At 68.6% G+C, this 16,784-nt stretch carries 14 protein-coding genes; 6 read left to right on the forward strand and 8 right to left on the reverse strand.

Going from position 1 to position 16,784, the window contains the following annotated elements; all coding sequences use genetic code 11:
* Positions 1 to 16: 16 nt before the first annotated feature.
* A complete protein-coding gene (locus OC372_RS00640; protein WP_029262930.1) occupies positions 17 to 1,495 on the reverse strand; it encodes an MDR family MFS transporter in 1,479 nt (492 codons plus the stop codon).
* Positions 1,496 to 1,662: 167 nt separating this feature from the next.
* Between OC372_RS00640 and OC372_RS00645 the strand changes: the two genes are divergently transcribed.
* A complete protein-coding gene (locus OC372_RS00645; protein ID WP_262001216.1) occupies positions 1,663 to 3,711 on the forward strand; it encodes an ABC transporter ATP-binding protein in 2,049 nt (682 codons plus the stop codon).
* Between the two features lie 13 nt (positions 3,712 to 3,724).
* On the opposite strand, the gene OC372_RS00650 is transcribed toward OC372_RS00645, so the two are convergent.
* From OC372_RS00650 to OC372_RS00680, 7 genes are read right to left on the reverse strand one after another with little or no spacing between them, the layout of a single operon-like run.
* Complete coding sequence (locus OC372_RS00650; protein WP_262000631.1) at positions 3,725 to 4,498, reverse strand: SDR family NAD(P)-dependent oxidoreductase; 774 nt, start codon at positions 4,496 to 4,498, stop codon at positions 3,725 to 3,727.
* Positions 4,499 to 4,533: 35 nt separating this feature from the next.
* Positions 4,534 to 5,481 carry a glycosyltransferase family 2 protein gene (locus OC372_RS00655; protein WP_262000632.1) on the reverse strand — a complete coding sequence of 316 codons (948 nt, stop codon included), beginning with the start codon at positions 5,479 to 5,481 and terminating at the stop codon, positions 4,534 to 4,536.
* A gap of 22 nt (positions 5,482 to 5,503) precedes the next feature.
* Positions 5,504 to 6,640: a cysteine desulfurase family protein gene (locus OC372_RS00660; protein WP_262000633.1), complete on the reverse strand. Its 1,137-nt coding sequence runs from the start codon at positions 6,638 to 6,640 to the stop codon at positions 5,504 to 5,506.
* Positions 6,641 to 6,644: 4 nt separating this feature from the next.
* Entirely contained in the window at positions 6,645 to 7,496 is an 852-nt protein-coding gene (nadC, locus tag OC372_RS00665) for a carboxylating nicotinate-nucleotide diphosphorylase (protein WP_262000634.1), read from the reverse strand.
* The gene (nadB, locus tag OC372_RS00670) at positions 7,496 to 9,022 is read right to left on the reverse strand and encodes an L-aspartate oxidase (RefSeq protein WP_262000635.1); all 1,527 of its coding nucleotides are present in this window, start codon (positions 9,020 to 9,022) and stop codon (positions 7,496 to 7,498) included. Before nadB ends, nadC begins: the two co-directional genes overlap by 1 nt.
* Positions 9,019 to 10,356: a quinolinate synthase NadA gene (nadA, locus tag OC372_RS00675; RefSeq protein WP_262000636.1), complete on the reverse strand. Its 1,338-nt coding sequence runs from the start codon at positions 10,354 to 10,356 to the stop codon at positions 9,019 to 9,021. Before nadA ends, nadB begins: the two co-directional genes overlap by 4 nt.
* Complete coding sequence (locus tag OC372_RS00680; protein WP_262000637.1) at positions 10,353 to 11,069, reverse strand: NUDIX hydrolase; 717 nt, start codon at positions 11,067 to 11,069, stop codon at positions 10,353 to 10,355. The genes nadA and OC372_RS00680 overlap by 4 nt, the downstream gene beginning before the upstream one ends.
* Positions 11,070 to 11,340: 271 nt before the next feature.
* Here OC372_RS00680 and OC372_RS00685 point away from each other — a divergent pair, with 271 nt between their 5' ends.
* From OC372_RS00685 to OC372_RS00705, 5 genes are read left to right on the forward strand one after another with little or no spacing between them, the layout of a single operon-like run.
* Positions 11,341 to 13,029 carry an ABC transporter substrate-binding protein gene (locus OC372_RS00685; RefSeq protein WP_105709580.1) on the forward strand — a complete coding sequence of 563 codons (1,689 nt, stop codon included), beginning with the start codon at positions 11,341 to 11,343 and terminating at the stop codon, positions 13,027 to 13,029.
* A gap of 40 nt (positions 13,030 to 13,069) precedes the next feature.
* Complete coding sequence (locus OC372_RS00690; RefSeq protein WP_105709581.1) at positions 13,070 to 14,065, forward strand: ABC transporter permease; 996 nt, start codon at positions 13,070 to 13,072, stop codon at positions 14,063 to 14,065.
* On the forward strand, positions 14,058 to 15,044 hold the full coding sequence (locus tag OC372_RS00695; protein ID WP_105709582.1) for an ABC transporter permease: 987 nt from the start codon (positions 14,058 to 14,060) through the stop codon (positions 15,042 to 15,044). Before OC372_RS00690 ends, OC372_RS00695 begins: the two co-directional genes overlap by 8 nt.
* The gene (locus OC372_RS00700; protein WP_262000638.1) at positions 15,041 to 15,892 is read left to right on the forward strand and encodes an ABC transporter ATP-binding protein; all 852 of its coding nucleotides are present in this window, start codon (positions 15,041 to 15,043) and stop codon (positions 15,890 to 15,892) included. Before OC372_RS00695 ends, OC372_RS00700 begins: the two co-directional genes overlap by 4 nt.
* Entirely contained in the window at positions 15,889 to 16,758 is an 870-nt protein-coding gene (locus OC372_RS00705; RefSeq protein ID WP_105709583.1) for an ABC transporter ATP-binding protein, read from the forward strand. Before OC372_RS00700 ends, OC372_RS00705 begins: the two co-directional genes overlap by 4 nt.
* The last annotated feature ends 26 nt before the right edge of the window (positions 16,759 to 16,784 follow it).

Below are 16,784 nucleotides of genomic sequence, written 5' to 3' on the forward strand. Positions count from 1 at the left end.
CGTGCAAGCGCTGGGGTCAGTGACCGCCGTGGAAGCCCTCGCCGGCGTCGTCGGCGGGCTTGCGGACGAACGGGCTGAGCGCCACCGCTGCGAGCGAGATGATCGCGGCGATGAGGAACGCCATGCGCGCGCCCGGTGCTCCGGCCGCTGCTCGCGACAGGCCTTCGCCCTCGCCCGCGTGCAGGATCGCCGAGTAGGTGACCGTCAGCAAAGCGACACCGGCCGCGCCGCCGACCTGCTGGAGCGTGTTCAGCACAGCGGAACCGTGCGAGTACAACGACCGCTGCAGCGAACCGAGCGAGGCCGAGAACAGGGGCGTGAACGACATCGCCAGTCCGACGGACATGGCCGCCTGCACGATGATGAGCACCCACCACACGGTGTGCTCGCCGACCGTGGAGTAGAAGAACAGCGCCGCCGACACGAGGATCGTGCCCGGGATCAGCAGCGGACGCGTGCCGCGCGCGTCGTACACGCGACCCATGACCGGACCCAGCAGACCCATCAGCACCGAGCCGGGGAGCAGGATCAGGCCGGACTCGAGGGCGTTCAGCCCCGCGACGTTCTGCAGGTACTGCGGCAGCAGGGTCAGCGTTCCGAACATAGACAGCGCCAGGATCGTCATGATGATCACCGAGAACGTGAAGTTGCTCGAGCGGAAGACACGCAGGTCGAGCAGTGCGTCGTCGACACGCTGCAGGATGAGCTGACGCCACACGAACAGCGCCAGCGACACCGCGCCGACGACCAGAGCGATGATGCCCGTGGTCTCGCCGGATCCGCCTTCGCCGCCGAACTGGCTGAGGCCGAACACGATGCCGCCGAAGCCGAGCGCCGCGAGAGGGATCGAGAGGACGTCGAGCGGGACGACGCGGGTCTCGCCGAGGTTCGTCATCCACTTCACGCCCATGAAGAGCGCGATGAGCGCGATCGGGAGGATGATCGCGAAGAGCGCGCGCCAGTTCAGCGTCTCGAGCACGGCACCGGCGATGGTGGGTCCGATCGCCGGGGCGAGCGAGATGACCAGGCCGACGCGGCCCATCATCCGACCTCGGGACTGCGGCGGGACGACGTTCATGATCGTCGTCATCAGCAGCGGCATCATGATGCCGGTACCGGCGGCCTGGATGACGCGCCCCACGAGCAGGATCGAGAAACCGGGAGCGACCAGCGCGACGAGCGTGCCGAGCGAGAACGCGATCATCGCGGCGATGAAGACCTGCCGCGTGGTGAAGCGCTGCAGGATGAAACCGGTGGTCGGGATCACGACGGCCATCGTCAGCATGAAGGCACTGGTGAGCCACTGGCCGAGCTCGGGCGGGATGCCGAGATCGGCGTTCAGATGCGGGATCGCGATCCCCATCGTGGTCTCGTTGAGGATGGCGACGAACGCGGCGACGAGCAGCAGCCAGATCACGCGCATGTCCTTGCGCGAGATCTCACCCGCTGCCGGTGCGGGGGTCGTCGAGATGGAGCCGGTATCGACGGCAGACATGGGCGGCCTCCTGGGCGAAGAAGAAATGGAGATATCGCGAGAGTTCGCAAGAGTCCTTCAGCGTAACGGCGGGTGCGGACATTTCATTCCGAACTCACAGAAATCCGCTGTCGGCAGATCCGGGCGGCCTCGATGTCGCGGGGGCTGAGTACGCTGGCGCCATGAGCATGGGCGGTGGACGAGGTGGAGGAGCGAGCTTCCGCGGGGTCGATGAGGATACGCAGCGGAAGCTGAATGCCGAGGCGCCGCGGATCAGCGGCCTCGGCTCACGGGTCGTCTCCCTGTTCCGTGCCTACCGCGCGCGTATCTTCCTCACCGGGATCCTCGTCGTCGTCGGCGCCGCGATCGCCGTCATCCCGCCCCTGATCGTGCAGCGCATCTTCGACGATGCGCTGTTCCCGGTCGCCGGCGGCGGGCCGCATCTCGAGCTGCTGGCCTGGCTCGTCGCCGCGATGGTCGGGCTCTTCCTGCTCTCCGCCGTCCTCGGCGTGGCGCAGACCTGGCTCACCTCCACCGTCGGCAACAGCGTCACCGGCGACCTGCGGGTGAAGCTTTTCGAGCATCTCCAGGCCATGGAGCTCGGATTCTTCACGCGGACGAAGACCGGAGTGATCCAGTCCCGGCTGCAGAACGACGTGGGCGGCGTCTCCGGCGTGCTGACCAACACCGTCACCAGCATCCTGGGCAACGTCGTGACCGTCATCGCCTCGCTCGTCGCGATGATCCTGATCGACTGGCGCCTCACCCTCATCGCCGTGATCATGATGCCGTTCCTCATCTTCGTCCAGCGCAAGGTGGGCCAGGTGCGCGCACGGATCGCCGGCGAGACGCAGGAGTCCCTCTCCGAGCTCACATCGATCACCCAGGAGACGCTGAGCGTCTCGGGCATGCTGCTGTCGAAGGCGTTCAACCGTCAGCGCACGGAGTCGGAGCGCTATCAAGCCGAGAACCGCAATCAGGTCGTCCTGCAGGTGCGCAGGGCCATGAGCGGCCAGGGCTTCTTCGCGGTCGTGCAGGTGCTCATGGCCAGCGTGCCGGCGGTCATCTACCTCGTCTCGGGCTATCTCATCGCCGGGGGCACCGGGGCGATCACGGCGGGAACCGTCGTCGCGTTCACCACGGTGCAGGCGCGGCTCCTCATGCCGCTCATGGGCCTGATGCGGGTCTCGCTCGACCTGCAGACGTCTTCGGCGCTGTTCGCGCGCATCTTCGAGTACCTCGACCTGGTGCCGGAGATCCAGGACGCTCCGGACGCGATCACCGTCGACGAGGCACCGGGGCCCAAGGGGCGGCTCGAGTTCGCCGATGTGCTCTTCCGCTACCCCGACGCCTCGGCCGACGCCCGACCGACACTGGACGGCGTCTCGTTCGTCGCCGAGCCCGGACAGCACGTGGCGTTCGTCGGCCCCTCGGGCGCGGGCAAGACGACGATCCTTTACCTCGCGCCGCGGTTGTACGAAGCGAAGGGCGGCTCCGTGCTCTTCGCGGGGGCCGACGTGCGCACGCTCACGCAGGAGTCGATCATCGACCACGTGGGCATCGTGTCGCAGGAGACCTACCTGTTCCACGCGACGATCCGCGAGAACCTCCGCTATGCCAACCCGGATGCGACAGAGGAAGAGCTGATCGCCGCGTGCACCGCGGCCAACATCCACCACATCATCGCCGGGTTCGAACAGGGATACGACACCGTGGTCGGTGAGCGCGGGTACCGGCTCTCGGGCGGGGAGAAGCAGCGCATCGCGATCGCGCGCGTGCTGCTGAAGGATCCGCCGGTGCTTCTCCTGGATGAGGCGACGTCGGCCCTCGACACCGTGTCGGAGCGCGTGGTGCAGGAGGCGCTCGACGAGGCGGCGAAGGGGCGCACGACGCTGTCCATCGCGCACCGCCTGTCCACCGTGATGGGTGCCGATGTGATCCACGTGCTCGAGGCGGGGCGCATCGTCGAGTCGGGGACCCACGCCGAGTTGCTCGCGCGGGGCGGGTTGTATGCGGAACTCGCCGCTCAGCAGGTCGCGGCGTCGCGCGTGCTCGACACCGAGGCCGCGGTCGAAGAGGCCGTGACCGGGGGAGCCGAAGCCGCGCTCACCGACCGCCGTGCGGATCGAGCGCCCGCGGACTCCGCCGGCGCCGATGCCGTCGCGGCCATCACCGCGGCGGTTCCGCTGCTCGCCCAGCCCCGCCCCGACGAACGGGTCTACCCGGCCGAGCCCTGATCTGCGCCGGGGGTCAGTGCACCGACAGCCCACCGTCGACGAACAGGGAGTGGCCGGTGACATACCCCGAACCGGCTCCAGCGAGGAAGACGGCTGCGCCGGCGAAGTCACTCGGGAGCCCGTTGCGGCCGATCATCGTGCGGGCGGCCAGCTCGGCGATCTTCGCCGGGTCCTGCTGCAGACGGGCGTTCAGCGGCGTCAGGACGAACCCCGGCACCAGCGTGTTGCTGGTGACGCCGGTCCCTCCCCACGCTTCTGCCTCGGAGCGCATCAGCGACTCCGCCGCACCCTTCGAGGCTCCGTATACGCCACTGCCGACGAAGGCGCGATGGGCCTGCTGGGAGCTGATGTGGATAAGTCTGCCGTAGCCGCGCTCCGCCATGCCCTGCGCATAGCGCTGACCGAGCAGGAAGGGCGCGAGGGCGTTGACGGTCATCGTCGCGTCCCAGTCGTCTTCGGTGATCTCCACGAACGGCGGACGGATGTTGATGCCCGCGGAGTTGACCAGGATGTCGGGCTCCCCGAACGGCTCGGCCGCGGCCTCCGCGACGGCATGGATGCCCGACCGTGTGCTGAGGTCGCCGACGACTCCGGCCGCGCGGCAGCCGTGCGCGCGGAGTTCCTCGACGGTCTCCTCGATGCGGGCCTCGCCGCGAGCGACCACGACCGTCGCGGCACCGGACCGGGCGAGTGCCGTGGCGATGCCGCGGCCGATTCCGGAGCTGCCGCCGGTGACGACCGCTGTGCGGCCCTCGAGCGAGAAGAGGGAGGCGAGGTAATCGTTCATGCGGTCATCCGTGTCGTTCGTTCAGCGGTGCGGCGTCACCACGCGAGTGCGGCGGTGATGGTGGGATCGGGGGAAGCATCGGCGAACTCGGGGAGTGCCCGCAGCTCTGCGATGAAGGTGTCGACCTCGGCGGCGTATGCCGGGTCGGGGTGGCTGTGCGCGATGTCGAGGAGGGACGGCATGTCCATGGCGAGGATCAGGTCGAGCCGGGCGACGACCGAGCGTCGGGCACCCGCCTCGTGCAGCACACGGATACCGCCACGCAACGCCGCGAGGTAGTCCCTCAGCACGGGCAGCTGTGCTTTGCCCTGCGTGATCGAGGTGCCGTCGGCCCGGAGTCGCCACTGCACGACGACGTCGGGGATCACATCGAAGGCCCGCGCCCGGGTGTACATGAGCTGGGCGACCACCTGGTCCTCGTACGCGACCCCCTCGGGGAAGCGGAGATCTTGCCAGAACTCGGTGCGGCTCACCTTGGACCAGGCGACGATGTTCGACACCGCCCGCGGGTGTGCCGCGAGTGCGGTGCCGATGCGCTCCGGCGAGGTCGCCGCCGCCACCCAGGGCTGCACGCGCCCGGCGACGTACGCGGCTCCCTGTGAGCGTGAACGCACGTAGGCGCCCGCCACGAAGTCGCTCCCGGACTTCTCGAGTGTGCCCGTCATCCGGGCGAGCGCGTGGGGCAGAAGCTCGTCGTCGCCGTCGAGGAACCCGAGATAGGGCGTGTCCACGAGGTCGAGGCCGACGTTGCGCGCGGCGCCGAGGCCGCGGGATGCGGCGTGGTGGATGGCCGTGAACCGGTCGTCGGCGGCGGCCGCCGCGTCGAAGATCGCACCGGTGTCGTCGGTCGAACCGTCGTCGATGAGGATCGCGCGCCATCGCAACTCGGTCTGTGCACGCAGCGAGTCGAGTGCGGCGGGGGCGAAGGCGGCGATGTCGCGTCCGGGGACGATCACGGTCACGATCGGGGCGGCAGCGGTCACCAGCCGAGTCTATGGCTGTGCATCAGCCTCGCGCCGCGCGCACGGACTCCGCGACGAGCGCAGACAGCCGCTCGGGTGCGTCCTCGGCCAGTTCCTCCCGACCGAAGGTGAACCGGACGGATGTCTGCGCGACCTCGGAAGGCACGCCGCACGCGAGGAGCACATGAGACGGCTCGTCGCTGCCGGCCGCGCACGCCGAGCCACTGGAGGAGATGACCCCGCGGCGCTCCAGCTCCAGCAGCACGGACTCGCCGCTGGTGCCGGCGAACGTGAAGTTCGCCGTCCCGGGCAGACGGCGCACGGCGTCGCCGGTGAGCGCGGCTTCCGGAACGCTGTTCAGCACGAGGGAGATGAACCGCGCGGTGGCCGAACCCACCCGCGCCGTCACGGTCGCCCGTTCCTGCTCCGCGAGCTCCAGCGCGGTCGCGAGCGCCACAGCCCCGGCGACGTTCTCGGTGCCCGAGCGCCGCCCGCGTTCCTGACCGCCACCGTGCAGCAGAGGCTCGATGGGCACACGTCCGCGCACGGCGAGTGTGCCGATCCCCTTGGGGGCGCCGAGCTTGTGCCCGGCGATCGATACTGCATCGGCACCGAGCTCGTGCAGGGGAAGCCACCCGGCCGACTGCACGGCGTCGAGGTGCAGGGGCACGCGGGCGGCGCGGGTGGCGGCCGACAGCGCCGCTGCATCCTGAACGGTGCCGATCTCGTTGTTCGCGTGCCCCACCGAGACCAGCGCGGTGTCGGGGCGGATCGCCGCGGCGACGGCATCCGCAGAGATCCGTCCGCCGGTATCCACCGGCAGCAGGCTCACGTCGACGGAGTGGAAGCGTTTCAGGTACTCGGCCGACTCCAGGATCGATTCGTGCTCGATCGGGGAGATCACCAGGTGTCGTCGCCCTGCCTCGAGCGCCGCGAGCACGATGCCCTTGACCGCGAGGTTGTTCGCCTCGGTGCCGCCTGCGGTGAACACGACATCACCGGCACGCATCCCCAGGACGCGTGCGACCCGGGCGCGGGCGTCGTCGAGGGCGCTCGCCGCAGCCTCTCCCGCGGTGTGGTGGCTGGACGGGTTGCCGAACACGCCCGTCAGGTACGGGCGCATCGCCTCCAGCACCTCCGGTCGCACCGGGGATGTCGCGGCGTGGTCGAGGTACAGCACGGGCTCAGTCGATCCGCAGGTCCAGGCCGAGGTCGAGAGCGCGCGCGGAGTGCGTCAGCGCCCCCACCGAGATCACGTCGACGCCGGTGCGTGCGATGTCACCGACGGTGTCGAGGTTCACTCCTCCCGACGCTTCGACCGTGGCCCGGTCGCCGATCAGGGCGACACCTTCGCGCAGATCGTCGAGCGAGAAGTTGTCCAGCAGCACGGTGTGGGCACCACCGTCGAGGACGGCAGCGATCTGGTCGAGGCGATCGACCTCGACGACGACGTGCGTGGTGTGCGGCAGACGGGACAGAGCGTCGCGCAGCGCCGAGGCGAGGTCGAGGCCGGAACGGGTGAGCACGGCGAGATGGTTGTCCTTGGCCATCACGGCGTCGGACAGCGAGTACCGGTGGTTGCGGCCGCCGCCGGATTCGACCGCGTGCCGCTCGAACGCGCGCAGGCCCGGGGTCGTCTTGCGCGTGTCGGCGATGCGCGCGCGGGTGCCGTCGACAGCCGCGACGTAGGACGCGGTGAGCGTCGCGATGCCGCTCATCCGCTGGGTGAAGTTCAAGGCGACGCGTTCCGCGGTGAGGATGCCGCGCGCCGATCCGGAGACCGAGGCGAGGACGTCGCCCGCGATGAAGTCGTCGCCGTCGCCGACGTGCAGATCGACGACCAGGGTCGGATCGGTGAGGGCGAACGCGGCAGTGAAGACCTCACCGCCGCTGAACACCCCTGCCTCGCGCGCGACGAGGTCGGCGGTGGCTGTCGCCTCGACGGGAAGCAGCGTCGTGCTGGTGAGGTCGCCCCACGGCGCGTCCTCCTCGAGGGCTGCGCCGACGACGCGGGTCAGGGTGGAGCGGGTGAGCATCAGACGGTCTCCAGGATCGATGAGCGGGGGCGGGCCGGCGCGGCGTCCGCGGAGGCTGCGGCGTCGATTCGGTGGTGGGCGCCGACCGAGACGGTGCGCTCCAGCGCGGCGGAGGCGGTGGCTTCAGCGAGGAGCAGCAGGTTCGCGTTCTCGTGCTCGACGGTCGTGGTCGGCCGCGACGAAGATGCAGTCCAGGCGCGCACGATGGCCAGTGCATGTGCGAGGCCGTCGTGGGTACGGAGCAGCCCGACCTCATCCCACATCAGCTGCTGCAGCGCGGCGCGGCTGAATTCCGGCGTATCCGATCCGCTGTCCTCCACCGGCGGCCGGACAGCGGCAGGGGGTGCGGGCACCGGCACGAGACGCCAAGGCATCGTCAGCGCAGCAGCGGCCCTCGCGCCGAAGACGGCTCCCTCGAGCAGGGAGTTGGACGCCAGACGGTTCGCCCCATGCACGCCGGTGCGGGCGACCTCGCCGACCGCGAAGAGTCCGGGGAGTGTGGTGCGGCCGTCGAGGTCGGTGACGACACCGCCCATCAGGTAGTGCGCGGCGGGGGTCACCGGGATCGGCTCGCGCGACCAGTCGAATCCACGCTCCCTCGTCACATGATCGATGGTCGGGAAGCGCGCGGCGAGGGTCTCGGCCCCGAGCATCGTGGCGTCCAGGCGCACCGGCCACCCCTGCGCGGACGCCTGCCGTGCGATGGCCCGGGAGACTACATCGCGAGGGGCCAGCTCACCGTCGGGATGACTGTCGAACGTGAAGCGTCGACCGGCGTCGTCGAGCAGGGTCGCACCCTCCCCGCGCACGGCCTCCGAGATGAGGAACGCCGGACCCGACGCCAGGATCGTCGGATGGAACTGCACGAACTCCAGGTCGGCGACAGCCGCGCCCGCGCGCAGGGCCACGGCGATGCCGTCGCCGGTGGCGCCGGTCGGGTTGGTCGTGTGCGCGTAGAGGCGGCCCGCGCCACCCGTCGCGAGGATCACCGCGTCGGCGTGGAGCTCGGTGGTGTCCCCGTCACGCAGCACACGGATGCCGCGCACGGTGCCGTCGGCCACTATGAGCTCGGTGAGCAGAGCCTGCTCGACCGCGGTGATCGGTGCGCGCCGCACGGCAGCGATCAGCGCCGCGGAGATCGCCGCGCCCGTGGCATCCCCGCCGGCGTGCACGATGCGTGCATGGCGGTGGGCCGCCTCGCGTCCGAGCTGCAACGCCCCCTCGGCCGTCCGATCGAACCCGACGCCGCGGGCGATCAGCTCCGCGATCCGCTCGGCGCCCTCGGCCACCAGCACGTCGACAGCCGCGGGATCCGAGAGCCCGGCACCGGCGTCCATCGTGTCGGCGGCATGCTGCTGCGCCGAGTCGTCGGGCCCGTAGATGCCCGCGACGCCTCCCTGGGCGAGGCCGGTCGACCCGTCCCCGAGCGCTCCCTTGGTGACGAGCGTCACCGCGTGTCCGGCCTCGTGCGCGTGGAGTGCCGCCGTGAGACCGGCGATGCCCGAGCCGACGACCAGGACGTTCATCGTGTGCTCGCACTCACCGGGGGCTTCGCAGCGAGCATCCGCTCCAGCGCCACTCGGGCGGGCTCGGCGACGTCGCCGGTGACCGTGATCCTGTTCGGCGTGCGACCGGCGACGAGCTCCTCCAGCACCCAGGCCAGGTAGCCGGGGTGGATGCGGTACATCGTCGAGCAGGGGCAGACGACCGGGTCCAGACAGAAGATCTCGTGCTGCGGGTACTGCGCCGCGAGCCGGCGCACGAGGTTGATCTCGGTTCCGATGGCGAACGTCGTGGGCTCGGTCGCCGAGTCGATCGCTCGGCGGATGTACTCGGTCGAGCCGGCCTCGTCCGCCGCGTCGACCACCTCCATCGGGCATTCCGGGTGCACGATCACCCGCACGCCGGGGTGGTCGGCGCGGGCCTGGTCGATCTGCCCGACGGTGAAGCGCCGGTGCACGGAGCAGAAGCCGTGCCACAGGATCACCCGGGAATCGACGAGCTCAGCGGCCGAGGAGCCGCCGAGCGCTCGCCGCGGGTTCCACATCGGCATCTGCTCGAGCGGCACGCCCATCGCCTTGGCGGTGTTACGCCCCAGGTGCTGGTCGGGGAAGAACAGCACCCGCCGGCCGCGCTCGAAGGCCCACTCGAGAACGGTCTGGGCGTTGGACGAAGTGCACACGATCCCGCCGTGGCGTCCGACGAAGCCCTTGATCGCCGCCGAGGAGTTCATGTACGTCACGGGGATCACGGGCACGCGGCCGTCCGCGTCGGGGGTGTCGAGATCGCCGAAGACGTCTGCCAGCTGCTCCCAGCACTCCTCGACCTGGTCAATGTCGGCCATGTCGGCCATCGAGCATCCGGCGGCGAGGTTCGGCAGGATCACGGCCTGCTCGGGCTGCGAGAGCAGATCCGCGGTCTCGGCCATGAAGTGCACGCCGCAGAACACGATCGCCTCGGCGTCTGCTCTGCCTTTGGCTGCCGTGGCGAGCTGGAAGGAGTCGCCGACGTAGTCCGCGTGCCGCACGACCTCTTCGCGCTGGTAGAAGTGGCCCAGGATCACGACCCGATCGCCGAGAGTGGCCTTCGCCGCGCGGATGCGTGCGTCGAGCTCGTCCTCCGAAGCCTCCCGATACGCGACGGGGAGTTCGCCTTGCCGTGGGGATCCCGTGGGGATCACATCACCCATCGAGGAGCCGGGTCCGTATCCGGGTCGGGAGTCGAAGTCCCACGGCCCCGCGGCCAGGTCGGTGGCGCAGGTCGGGTCGGTGGATGTGCCCGCGACGATCGCCTGGATCGCGTGGTCCACCGAAGCGTCCAGCGGCGGAACCGCGGGCGCGGGGACGAAAGTGATGCTCATCGGGTGCTCGTTTCTTCGGGACCGAGGGGGCCGCGGTCGGCCAGCTCGACATCGGTGTTGTCGCGGTACAGACGTGCAGGACGGTGGCTCCCGGTGCGGAAGCGGTCGGTGGGGAGCAGGTTGCCCGCGGATTCCACCTGACGACGGAAGTTGGCGGGATCGAGGTTCTTGCCGAGGATCGATTCGTACGCCTCGCGCAGCTCCGCCAGCGTGAACTCGGCGGGCAGGAAGCCTTGTGCGACTCGGCTGTAGCCGACCTTGTTGCGCAGGCGCCAGAGGGCGTATTCGACGATCTGGCCGTGATCGAAGGCCAGTTGCGGCAACTGATCGATGTCGAACCACCGGACGTTCTCGGGGGCATGACCGGATGCCCGGTGGGCGGAGATCTGCGCGGTCACGTCGTCTTGACGCAGCAGCGCCCAGTACACGATCGAGACGACTCGGGTGGGGGAGCGGTCGACAGCACCGAAGGCGTACAGCTGCTCCAGGTAACTGGGGGCGAGACCCGTCGTCTCGGCGAGGGTGCGAGCTGCGGCGTCGACGGGCGACTCGGTCGCGGTGAGCCAGCCACCGGGAAGCGCCCACTGGTCGGCGAAGGGCTCGCGGGTGCGCAGGACGAGGGGCAGCGCGAGGACCGCGCGTCCGTCGTCGGTGCGCCGCAGCGTCAGGATGACCGTCGAGACGGCCACCCGGATGTCCCCGCTTCGAGTCATAGACACCTTAACCTCCGAATTCGATCTTAGTGTCATCGAGACCCTTAGTGCGCGCACATGACGCCTTCTCGCGTCGAGGCCGAAACGTTATCTGGCGCGTTCCAGGAGGGTTGTTCGCCGCCACAGGGTTTGTTAGGTTACTGTCCTAACAAACCCCCTCCGGGAAGAGGCCGATCGGCCACCTCCCCGGGCCCACGAACCCCACAGTCGGGGTTCCGCTCCATCCGGAGCGATCCCTCCTGCAGTGCAGCACCGAGAGGAAACAAGAGAAATGATCCGAAACGGAAAGCGCAGAATCGCGCTCACCGCGATCGCCGGAGCATCCGTCCTCGCCATGGGCCTCACCGCCTGCGGCACCGGCGGCGGCGACGACGGCAATGCCGACAGCGACCGCGCCCTTCGCGTCTGGGCCGGCAGCCAGACGCCGATCGCCGCGAACTACAACCCGTTCGCGCCCACCGTGCTCCACGGCGCGCTCGGCCCCATCTACGAGCCGCTGTTCTTCTACAACAAGACGGCTGACACCGAGCCCGTCGGCCTGATCGGCGACACCTTCGAGTACAACGAGGACGGCACGGTGATCACGATCGCCATCAAGCCCGACCTCAAGTGGAGCGACGGGGAGCCCCTCACCGCGAAGGACGTCGCGTTCTCGTTCAAGTACGAGGCGAACAATCCCGAGGGCAACGGTCTGGTCTCCGCCGAGGCCACCGACGACACCACCGTCGTGCTGACGTACTCGTCCGCGCAGTACACGACGGAGTTCCAGCGCCTCGGCTCGACCTACATCCTCCCCGAGCACATCTGGGCGGACGTCAAGGACTTCGCGAACTTCACCAACGAGGAGCCCGTCGGTTCGGGCGCATACGTCGTCGAGAAGACGACCAGCGAGTCCTACACCATCGTCGCGAACGAGAACTTCCGCGACGCCGACAAGCTCGGTGTCAAGAAGGTCCAGTACATCGCGGTCGACAACAACCAGACCGCGCAGGACCTGCTCGCCGCCGGCGAGCTCGACTGGACCGGCATGTTCATCCCGAACCCGGACGATGTGACCGGCAACGGAAAGATCGACTGGATCAACACCCCGCAGGACCCCACAGTCCTGTACACCTGCTCGAACGCCGAGCTCGGCTGCACCGGTCCGCAGACCGACGTCGCCGTGCGTCAGGCGCTCAACGTCGCGATCGACCGCGCCACCATCAAGGACAAGGCGTTCGTCGGGCTCACCGGTGACATCTCGCCGACGTACGCTCTGCTGCCCCGTGACGAGAAGTGGGTCGCGGATCCCGCCAACGAGGTCAGCCCCCAGGAGGCGAACGTCGCAGAGGCGGGTGCGATCCTCGAGGCCGCCGGTTACACGAAGGACGGCGACTTCTATGCGAAGGGCGGCGTGCCTCTCGAGCTCACCCTCACCTCGGTCGACGGCTGGACGGACTACAACGACGCCGCCAAGCTGATCGCCGAGCAGGCGGCCGCGGCCGGCATCAAGATCAACGTCTCCACCGTGCAGTGGCAGGAGTTCTCCGACTCCCGACAGGGTGGAGAGTTCCAGCTCATCGTCGGCGGCATGATCGGCACGTCGGTGGCAGACCCGTTCCAGATCTACCGTGACTGGTTCGGCGGCACCGCGGTGCAGTCGACCAGCCCGGTCGGCACCGAGGTCCCGGCGGGTCGCTGGAACTTCAGCCGGTACAACAACCCGACGGTCGACGCTGCGGTGCAGGCCGCGATCAGCACCGATGACGAGGCGGAGAAGAAGGAGCTGTACGGCACGATCCAGACCGAGATCGTCCGCGACCTGCCCTACATCCCGCTGGTGATCAACGCGACCCAGACGTTCTACAACACGAAGGACTTCACGGGTTGGCCGACGGAGGAGGACCTCTACGCCTTCCCGCCGTCCTGGGGTGCGATCGCGGCAGGCTACGTCCTGACGCAGCTGCAGCCGGCCAAGTAGTCGAAAGGAGACGGGAAGCAGGAAGTCAGGAAAGAGTGACATGAAGTTCTATGCACGAAGAATCGGGTTCTACGCGTTCACGCTGTGGGCCGCGATCTCTCTCAACTTCCTGCTTCCCCGTCTCATGCCGGGGAACCCCGCCGACATCATGATCGCCAAGATGCAGCGGGCGGGCGGCGAGATCTCGGAGACGACGATCCGCAACATCAAGCTCCTGCTCGGTGGCGACGACTCCTCGCTCTGGGACCAGTACCTCGCGTACTGGGGCCGCATGTTCCGCGGCGACCTCGGGATCTCGGTCACCAAGTTCCCGACGCCGGTGAGTGAGCTCATCGCCGGAGCGCTGCCCTGGACACTCGTCCTGGTCGGCACCGCGACCGTCATCTCCTTCGTCCTCGGTGTCGCGCTGGGTGCGTGGGCCGGATGGAAGCGGGGCACCTGGGTCGACCACGTCATCCCTGCGACCACCGTGCTGCAGTCCATCCCGTACTTCTGGCTGGCGCTGATCCTGGTCTCGGTGTTCGCGGTCGGCCTCGGCTGGTTCCCGATCTTCGGGGGCTACGACGTGTTCGACTTCCCGGACGGGCCTGAGCCCACCTGGGCGTTCTTCTCCGACGCGTTCGCGCACTCGCTCCTCCCGGCGATCACGATCGTGATCAGCTCCGTGGGCGGCTGGTTGTTCGGCATGCGCAACATGATGGTGGCCACACTCGCCGAGGACTACGTCCTCACCGCCGAGGCCAAGGGTCTTCGGCACCGCCGCATCATGACGACCTACGCCGCGAGGAACGCGGCGATCCCGTCGATCGCCGGATTCTCGATCACGCTGGGCTTCGTCGTCTCCGGCTCCATCGTCATGGAGCAGGTGTTCACGTATCCCGGCATCGGCAAGCTGATGTTCCAGGCCGTCACGAACAACGACTATGCACTGATGCAGGGACTGTTCCTGGTGATCACCATCACGGTGCTCGCCGCCAACTTCATCATGGACCTCGTCTATGGCTTCATCGACCCGAGGGCGCGCCAGAATGTCTGATCCGCAGAACACCGCCGGTCTCCTGACCGTGGAAGACGCGCCCATGACGGCGCCGGCCAGCACCGTCTCACTCGCCACACAGAGCCGAGGCCGCAAGCGGCGCATCCTGCCGAGCACATCGCCGAAGTTCATCGTCGGCTCGCTCCTCGTGCTCGCCATCGTGCTGTTCGCGATCATCGCGCCGTTCTTCACGCAGAACCCGCGCAGCACGGCGAACCCTGCACTGCAGCCGCCGTCGGCGGAGCACTGGTTGGGCACCACGAAGCTCGGCAACGACATGTTCGCCCAGCTCGCGATCGGTGCGCAGGGATCGCTCATGGTCGGGTTGATCGCCAGCGTGATCGCGATCGTGCTGTCGCTCGTCTTCGGTGTCCTCGCCGGATACCTGGGCGGCTGGCGCGAAGACGGACTCGCCCTCATCACCAACGTGATGATCGTCATCCCCGCCTTGCCGCTGGTCATGGTGATCGCCTCCTTCGTGCCCCAGCGCACCTGGCAGCTGGTCGCGATCTTCCTCGGCATCACCTCCTGGGCCGGCGCCGCCTACGTCCTGCGCCTGCAGACCCGTTCCCTCCGCACCCGCGACTACGTCTACGCCTCGAAGGTGGCCGGCGAGCGGTCGCTGCGTGTGATCCTGGTCGAGATCATGCCGAACCTCCTGCCGCTGCTCACGGCGCAGTTCCTCTTCGCTCTGATCTTCGCGATCCTCGGCGAGGCCGGGCTGTCATATCTGGGGCTCGGGCCGACGGACTCGATCACCTGGGGAACCATCCTCAACGACGCACAGTCCGGCCAGGCGCTCGGCCGCGGAGCGTGGTGGTGGTTCGTCCCGCCGGGCATCATGATCGCCATCCTCGGCGCCGGCCTCGCACTGATCAACTTCGCGATCGACGAGGTCATCAACCCGAAGCTGCGCAACGCGCCCGACGCCGCGCGCCGTGTGCGCAAGGCCGCGAAGACCAAGGGGGTCACCGCATGAGCGAGCCGGTGCTGACGGCGCGGAACGTGTCGATCGAGTACGAGGTCGACCCGCCGGTGAAAGCCGTGCGCGATGTGTCGCTGACGCTGAACCGCGGCGAGATCCTGGGTCTCGCGGGAGAGTCCGGCTGCGGCAAGACGACCCTGGCCTATGGGATGAACCGACTCCTCAAGGCGCCGGCGCTGATGACGGCGGGGGAGATCGTCTTCCATGACCGCGACGGTCATGACATCGACATCGTGGGTCTCGACGGCGAGGGCCTCCGGGCGTTCCGGTGGGACAAGATCTCGATGGTCTTCCAGGGGGCGATGAACTCGCTCAACCCGGTGATCTCGGTCAAGGCGCAGATCTTCGACATCTTCGACACGCATCGACCTGGTATGGGCAAGAAGGCGAAGACCGCACGGGCGGAAGAGCTGCTCACCCTGGTCGGCGTCGACCCGAACCGCCTGACGAGCTTCCCGCACGAACTCTCGGGCGGCATGCGGCAGCGGATGATGATCGCGATGGCCCTCGCCCTCGATCCGCAGGTGATGATCATGGACGAGCCGACGACCGCGCTCGACGTGGTCGTGCAGCGCGGGATCATCCGCGAGATCATGCGGCTGCGCGAGAAGCTCGGGTTCGCGGTGATCTTCATCACCCACGACCTGCCGATGCTGATCGAGATCAGCGACCGGATCGCGATCATGCTGCAGGGACAGATCGTCGAGCAGGGCACGGCGGAGGATATCTACCGGACCCCGCAGCACGAGTACACGAAACGGCTGCTGTCGAGCTTCCCGTCGCTCAAGGGCGAACGCGGCGACTTCGTCCGCACCGGTGTCAGCCAGGAGGGCGTCCGATGAGCGCGAACACGACCGCACCCACCGCGGCGCAGCCGGCGCGGCTGGAGGCCCGGAACCTGGTGAAGGACTTCCCCCTGCGCTCCGGTTTCAAGACGAGCATCCTGCACGCGGTGAAAGACGTGTCCTTCACGATCGAGGCGGGCAAGACGGTCGCTCTGGTCGGCGAGTCGGGGTCGGGGAAATCGACCATCGCGCGGATGCTCATGAAGCTGGAGACCCCGACCAGCGGGGAGATCCTGCTGGACGGGAAACCGTCCGGAACCCGCGGCCGGGCGCTGGAACGCTACCGCGCCGATGTGCAGATGGTGTTCCAGGACCCGTTCGCGTCGTTGAACCCTTTCCACACGATCGTGCATCACCTCGAGCGGCCGATCCGCCTGCACCACCCGGAGCTGTCTCGTGGCGAGGTGCGGGAGCGGGCCGTGGAGCTGCTGGAGCGCGTGCGACTCACTCCGGGGGAGAGCTACGCCGACCGTCGCCCGCACGAGCTCTCCGGTGGACAGCGTCAGCGCGTCGCGATCGCACGGGCCCTGGCCCCCGGGGCGCGGTTCATCGTCGCGGACGAGCCGGTGTCGATGCTGGACGTGTCGATCCGTCTCGGGGTGCTGAACCTCCTCGCAGACCTGCAGCGCGAGGAGAACCTCGGCGTCCTCTACATCACGCACGACCTGGCCACCGCCCGACACTTCTCGGACGAGATCATGGTGCTCTACAAGGGCGACGTCGTGGAACGCGGGCCTGCGGACGAGGTCATCCTCAACCCGCAGCACGAGTACACCAAGACGCTCCTGGGCGCCGCACCCGAGCCCGACAACCTCGGCCGCCTCCGCGACGAGGTGCGCGCCGAGCTCGGCATCGCGCACTGACAGCCTCGCTTCGAATCGCGCGAATG

The sequence above is a fragment of the Microbacterium sp. Mcb102 genome (assembly GCF_024519805.1).
Taxonomy (GTDB): domain Bacteria; phylum Actinomycetota; class Actinomycetes; order Actinomycetales; family Microbacteriaceae; genus Microbacterium.

Bases quoted from the DNA above. Each gene is read 5' to 3' on its own strand.
- OC372_RS00700 (WP_262000638.1), top strand. From the start codon at position 15,041: ATGAGCGAGCCGGTGCTGACGGCGCGGAACGTGTCGATCGAGTACGAG.
- nadA (WP_262000636.1), bottom strand. From the start codon at position 10,356: ATGAGCATCACTTTCGTCCCCGCGCCCGCGGTTCCGCCGCTGGACGCT.
- OC372_RS00640 (WP_029262930.1), bottom strand. From the start codon at position 1,495: ATGTCTGCCGTCGATACCGGCTCCATCTCGACGACCCCCGCACCGGCA.
- OC372_RS00705 (WP_105709583.1), top strand. From the start codon at position 15,889: ATGAGCGCGAACACGACCGCACCCACCGCGGCGCAGCCGGCGCGGCTG.
- OC372_RS00690 (WP_105709581.1), top strand. From the start codon at position 13,070: ATGAAGTTCTATGCACGAAGAATCGGGTTCTACGCGTTCACGCTGTGG.
- OC372_RS00695 (WP_105709582.1), top strand. From the start codon at position 14,058: ATGTCTGATCCGCAGAACACCGCCGGTCTCCTGACCGTGGAAGACGCG.
- OC372_RS00680 (WP_262000637.1), bottom strand. From the start codon at position 11,069: ATGACTCGAAGCGGGGACATCCGGGTGGCCGTCTCGACGGTCATCCTG.
- OC372_RS00645 (WP_262001216.1), top strand. From the start codon at position 1,663: ATGGGCGGTGGACGAGGTGGAGGAGCGAGCTTCCGCGGGGTCGATGAG.
- OC372_RS00650 (WP_262000631.1), bottom strand. From the start codon at position 4,498: ATGAACGATTACCTCGCCTCCCTCTTCTCGCTCGAGGGCCGCACAGCG.
- nadB (WP_262000635.1), bottom strand. From the start codon at position 9,022: ATGAACGTCCTGGTCGTCGGCTCGGGCATCGCCGGTCTCACGGCGGCA.
- nadC (WP_262000634.1), bottom strand. From the start codon at position 7,496: ATGCTCACCCGCTCCACCCTGACCCGCGTCGTCGGCGCAGCCCTCGAG.
- OC372_RS00685 (WP_105709580.1), top strand. From the start codon at position 11,341: ATGATCCGAAACGGAAAGCGCAGAATCGCGCTCACCGCGATCGCCGGA.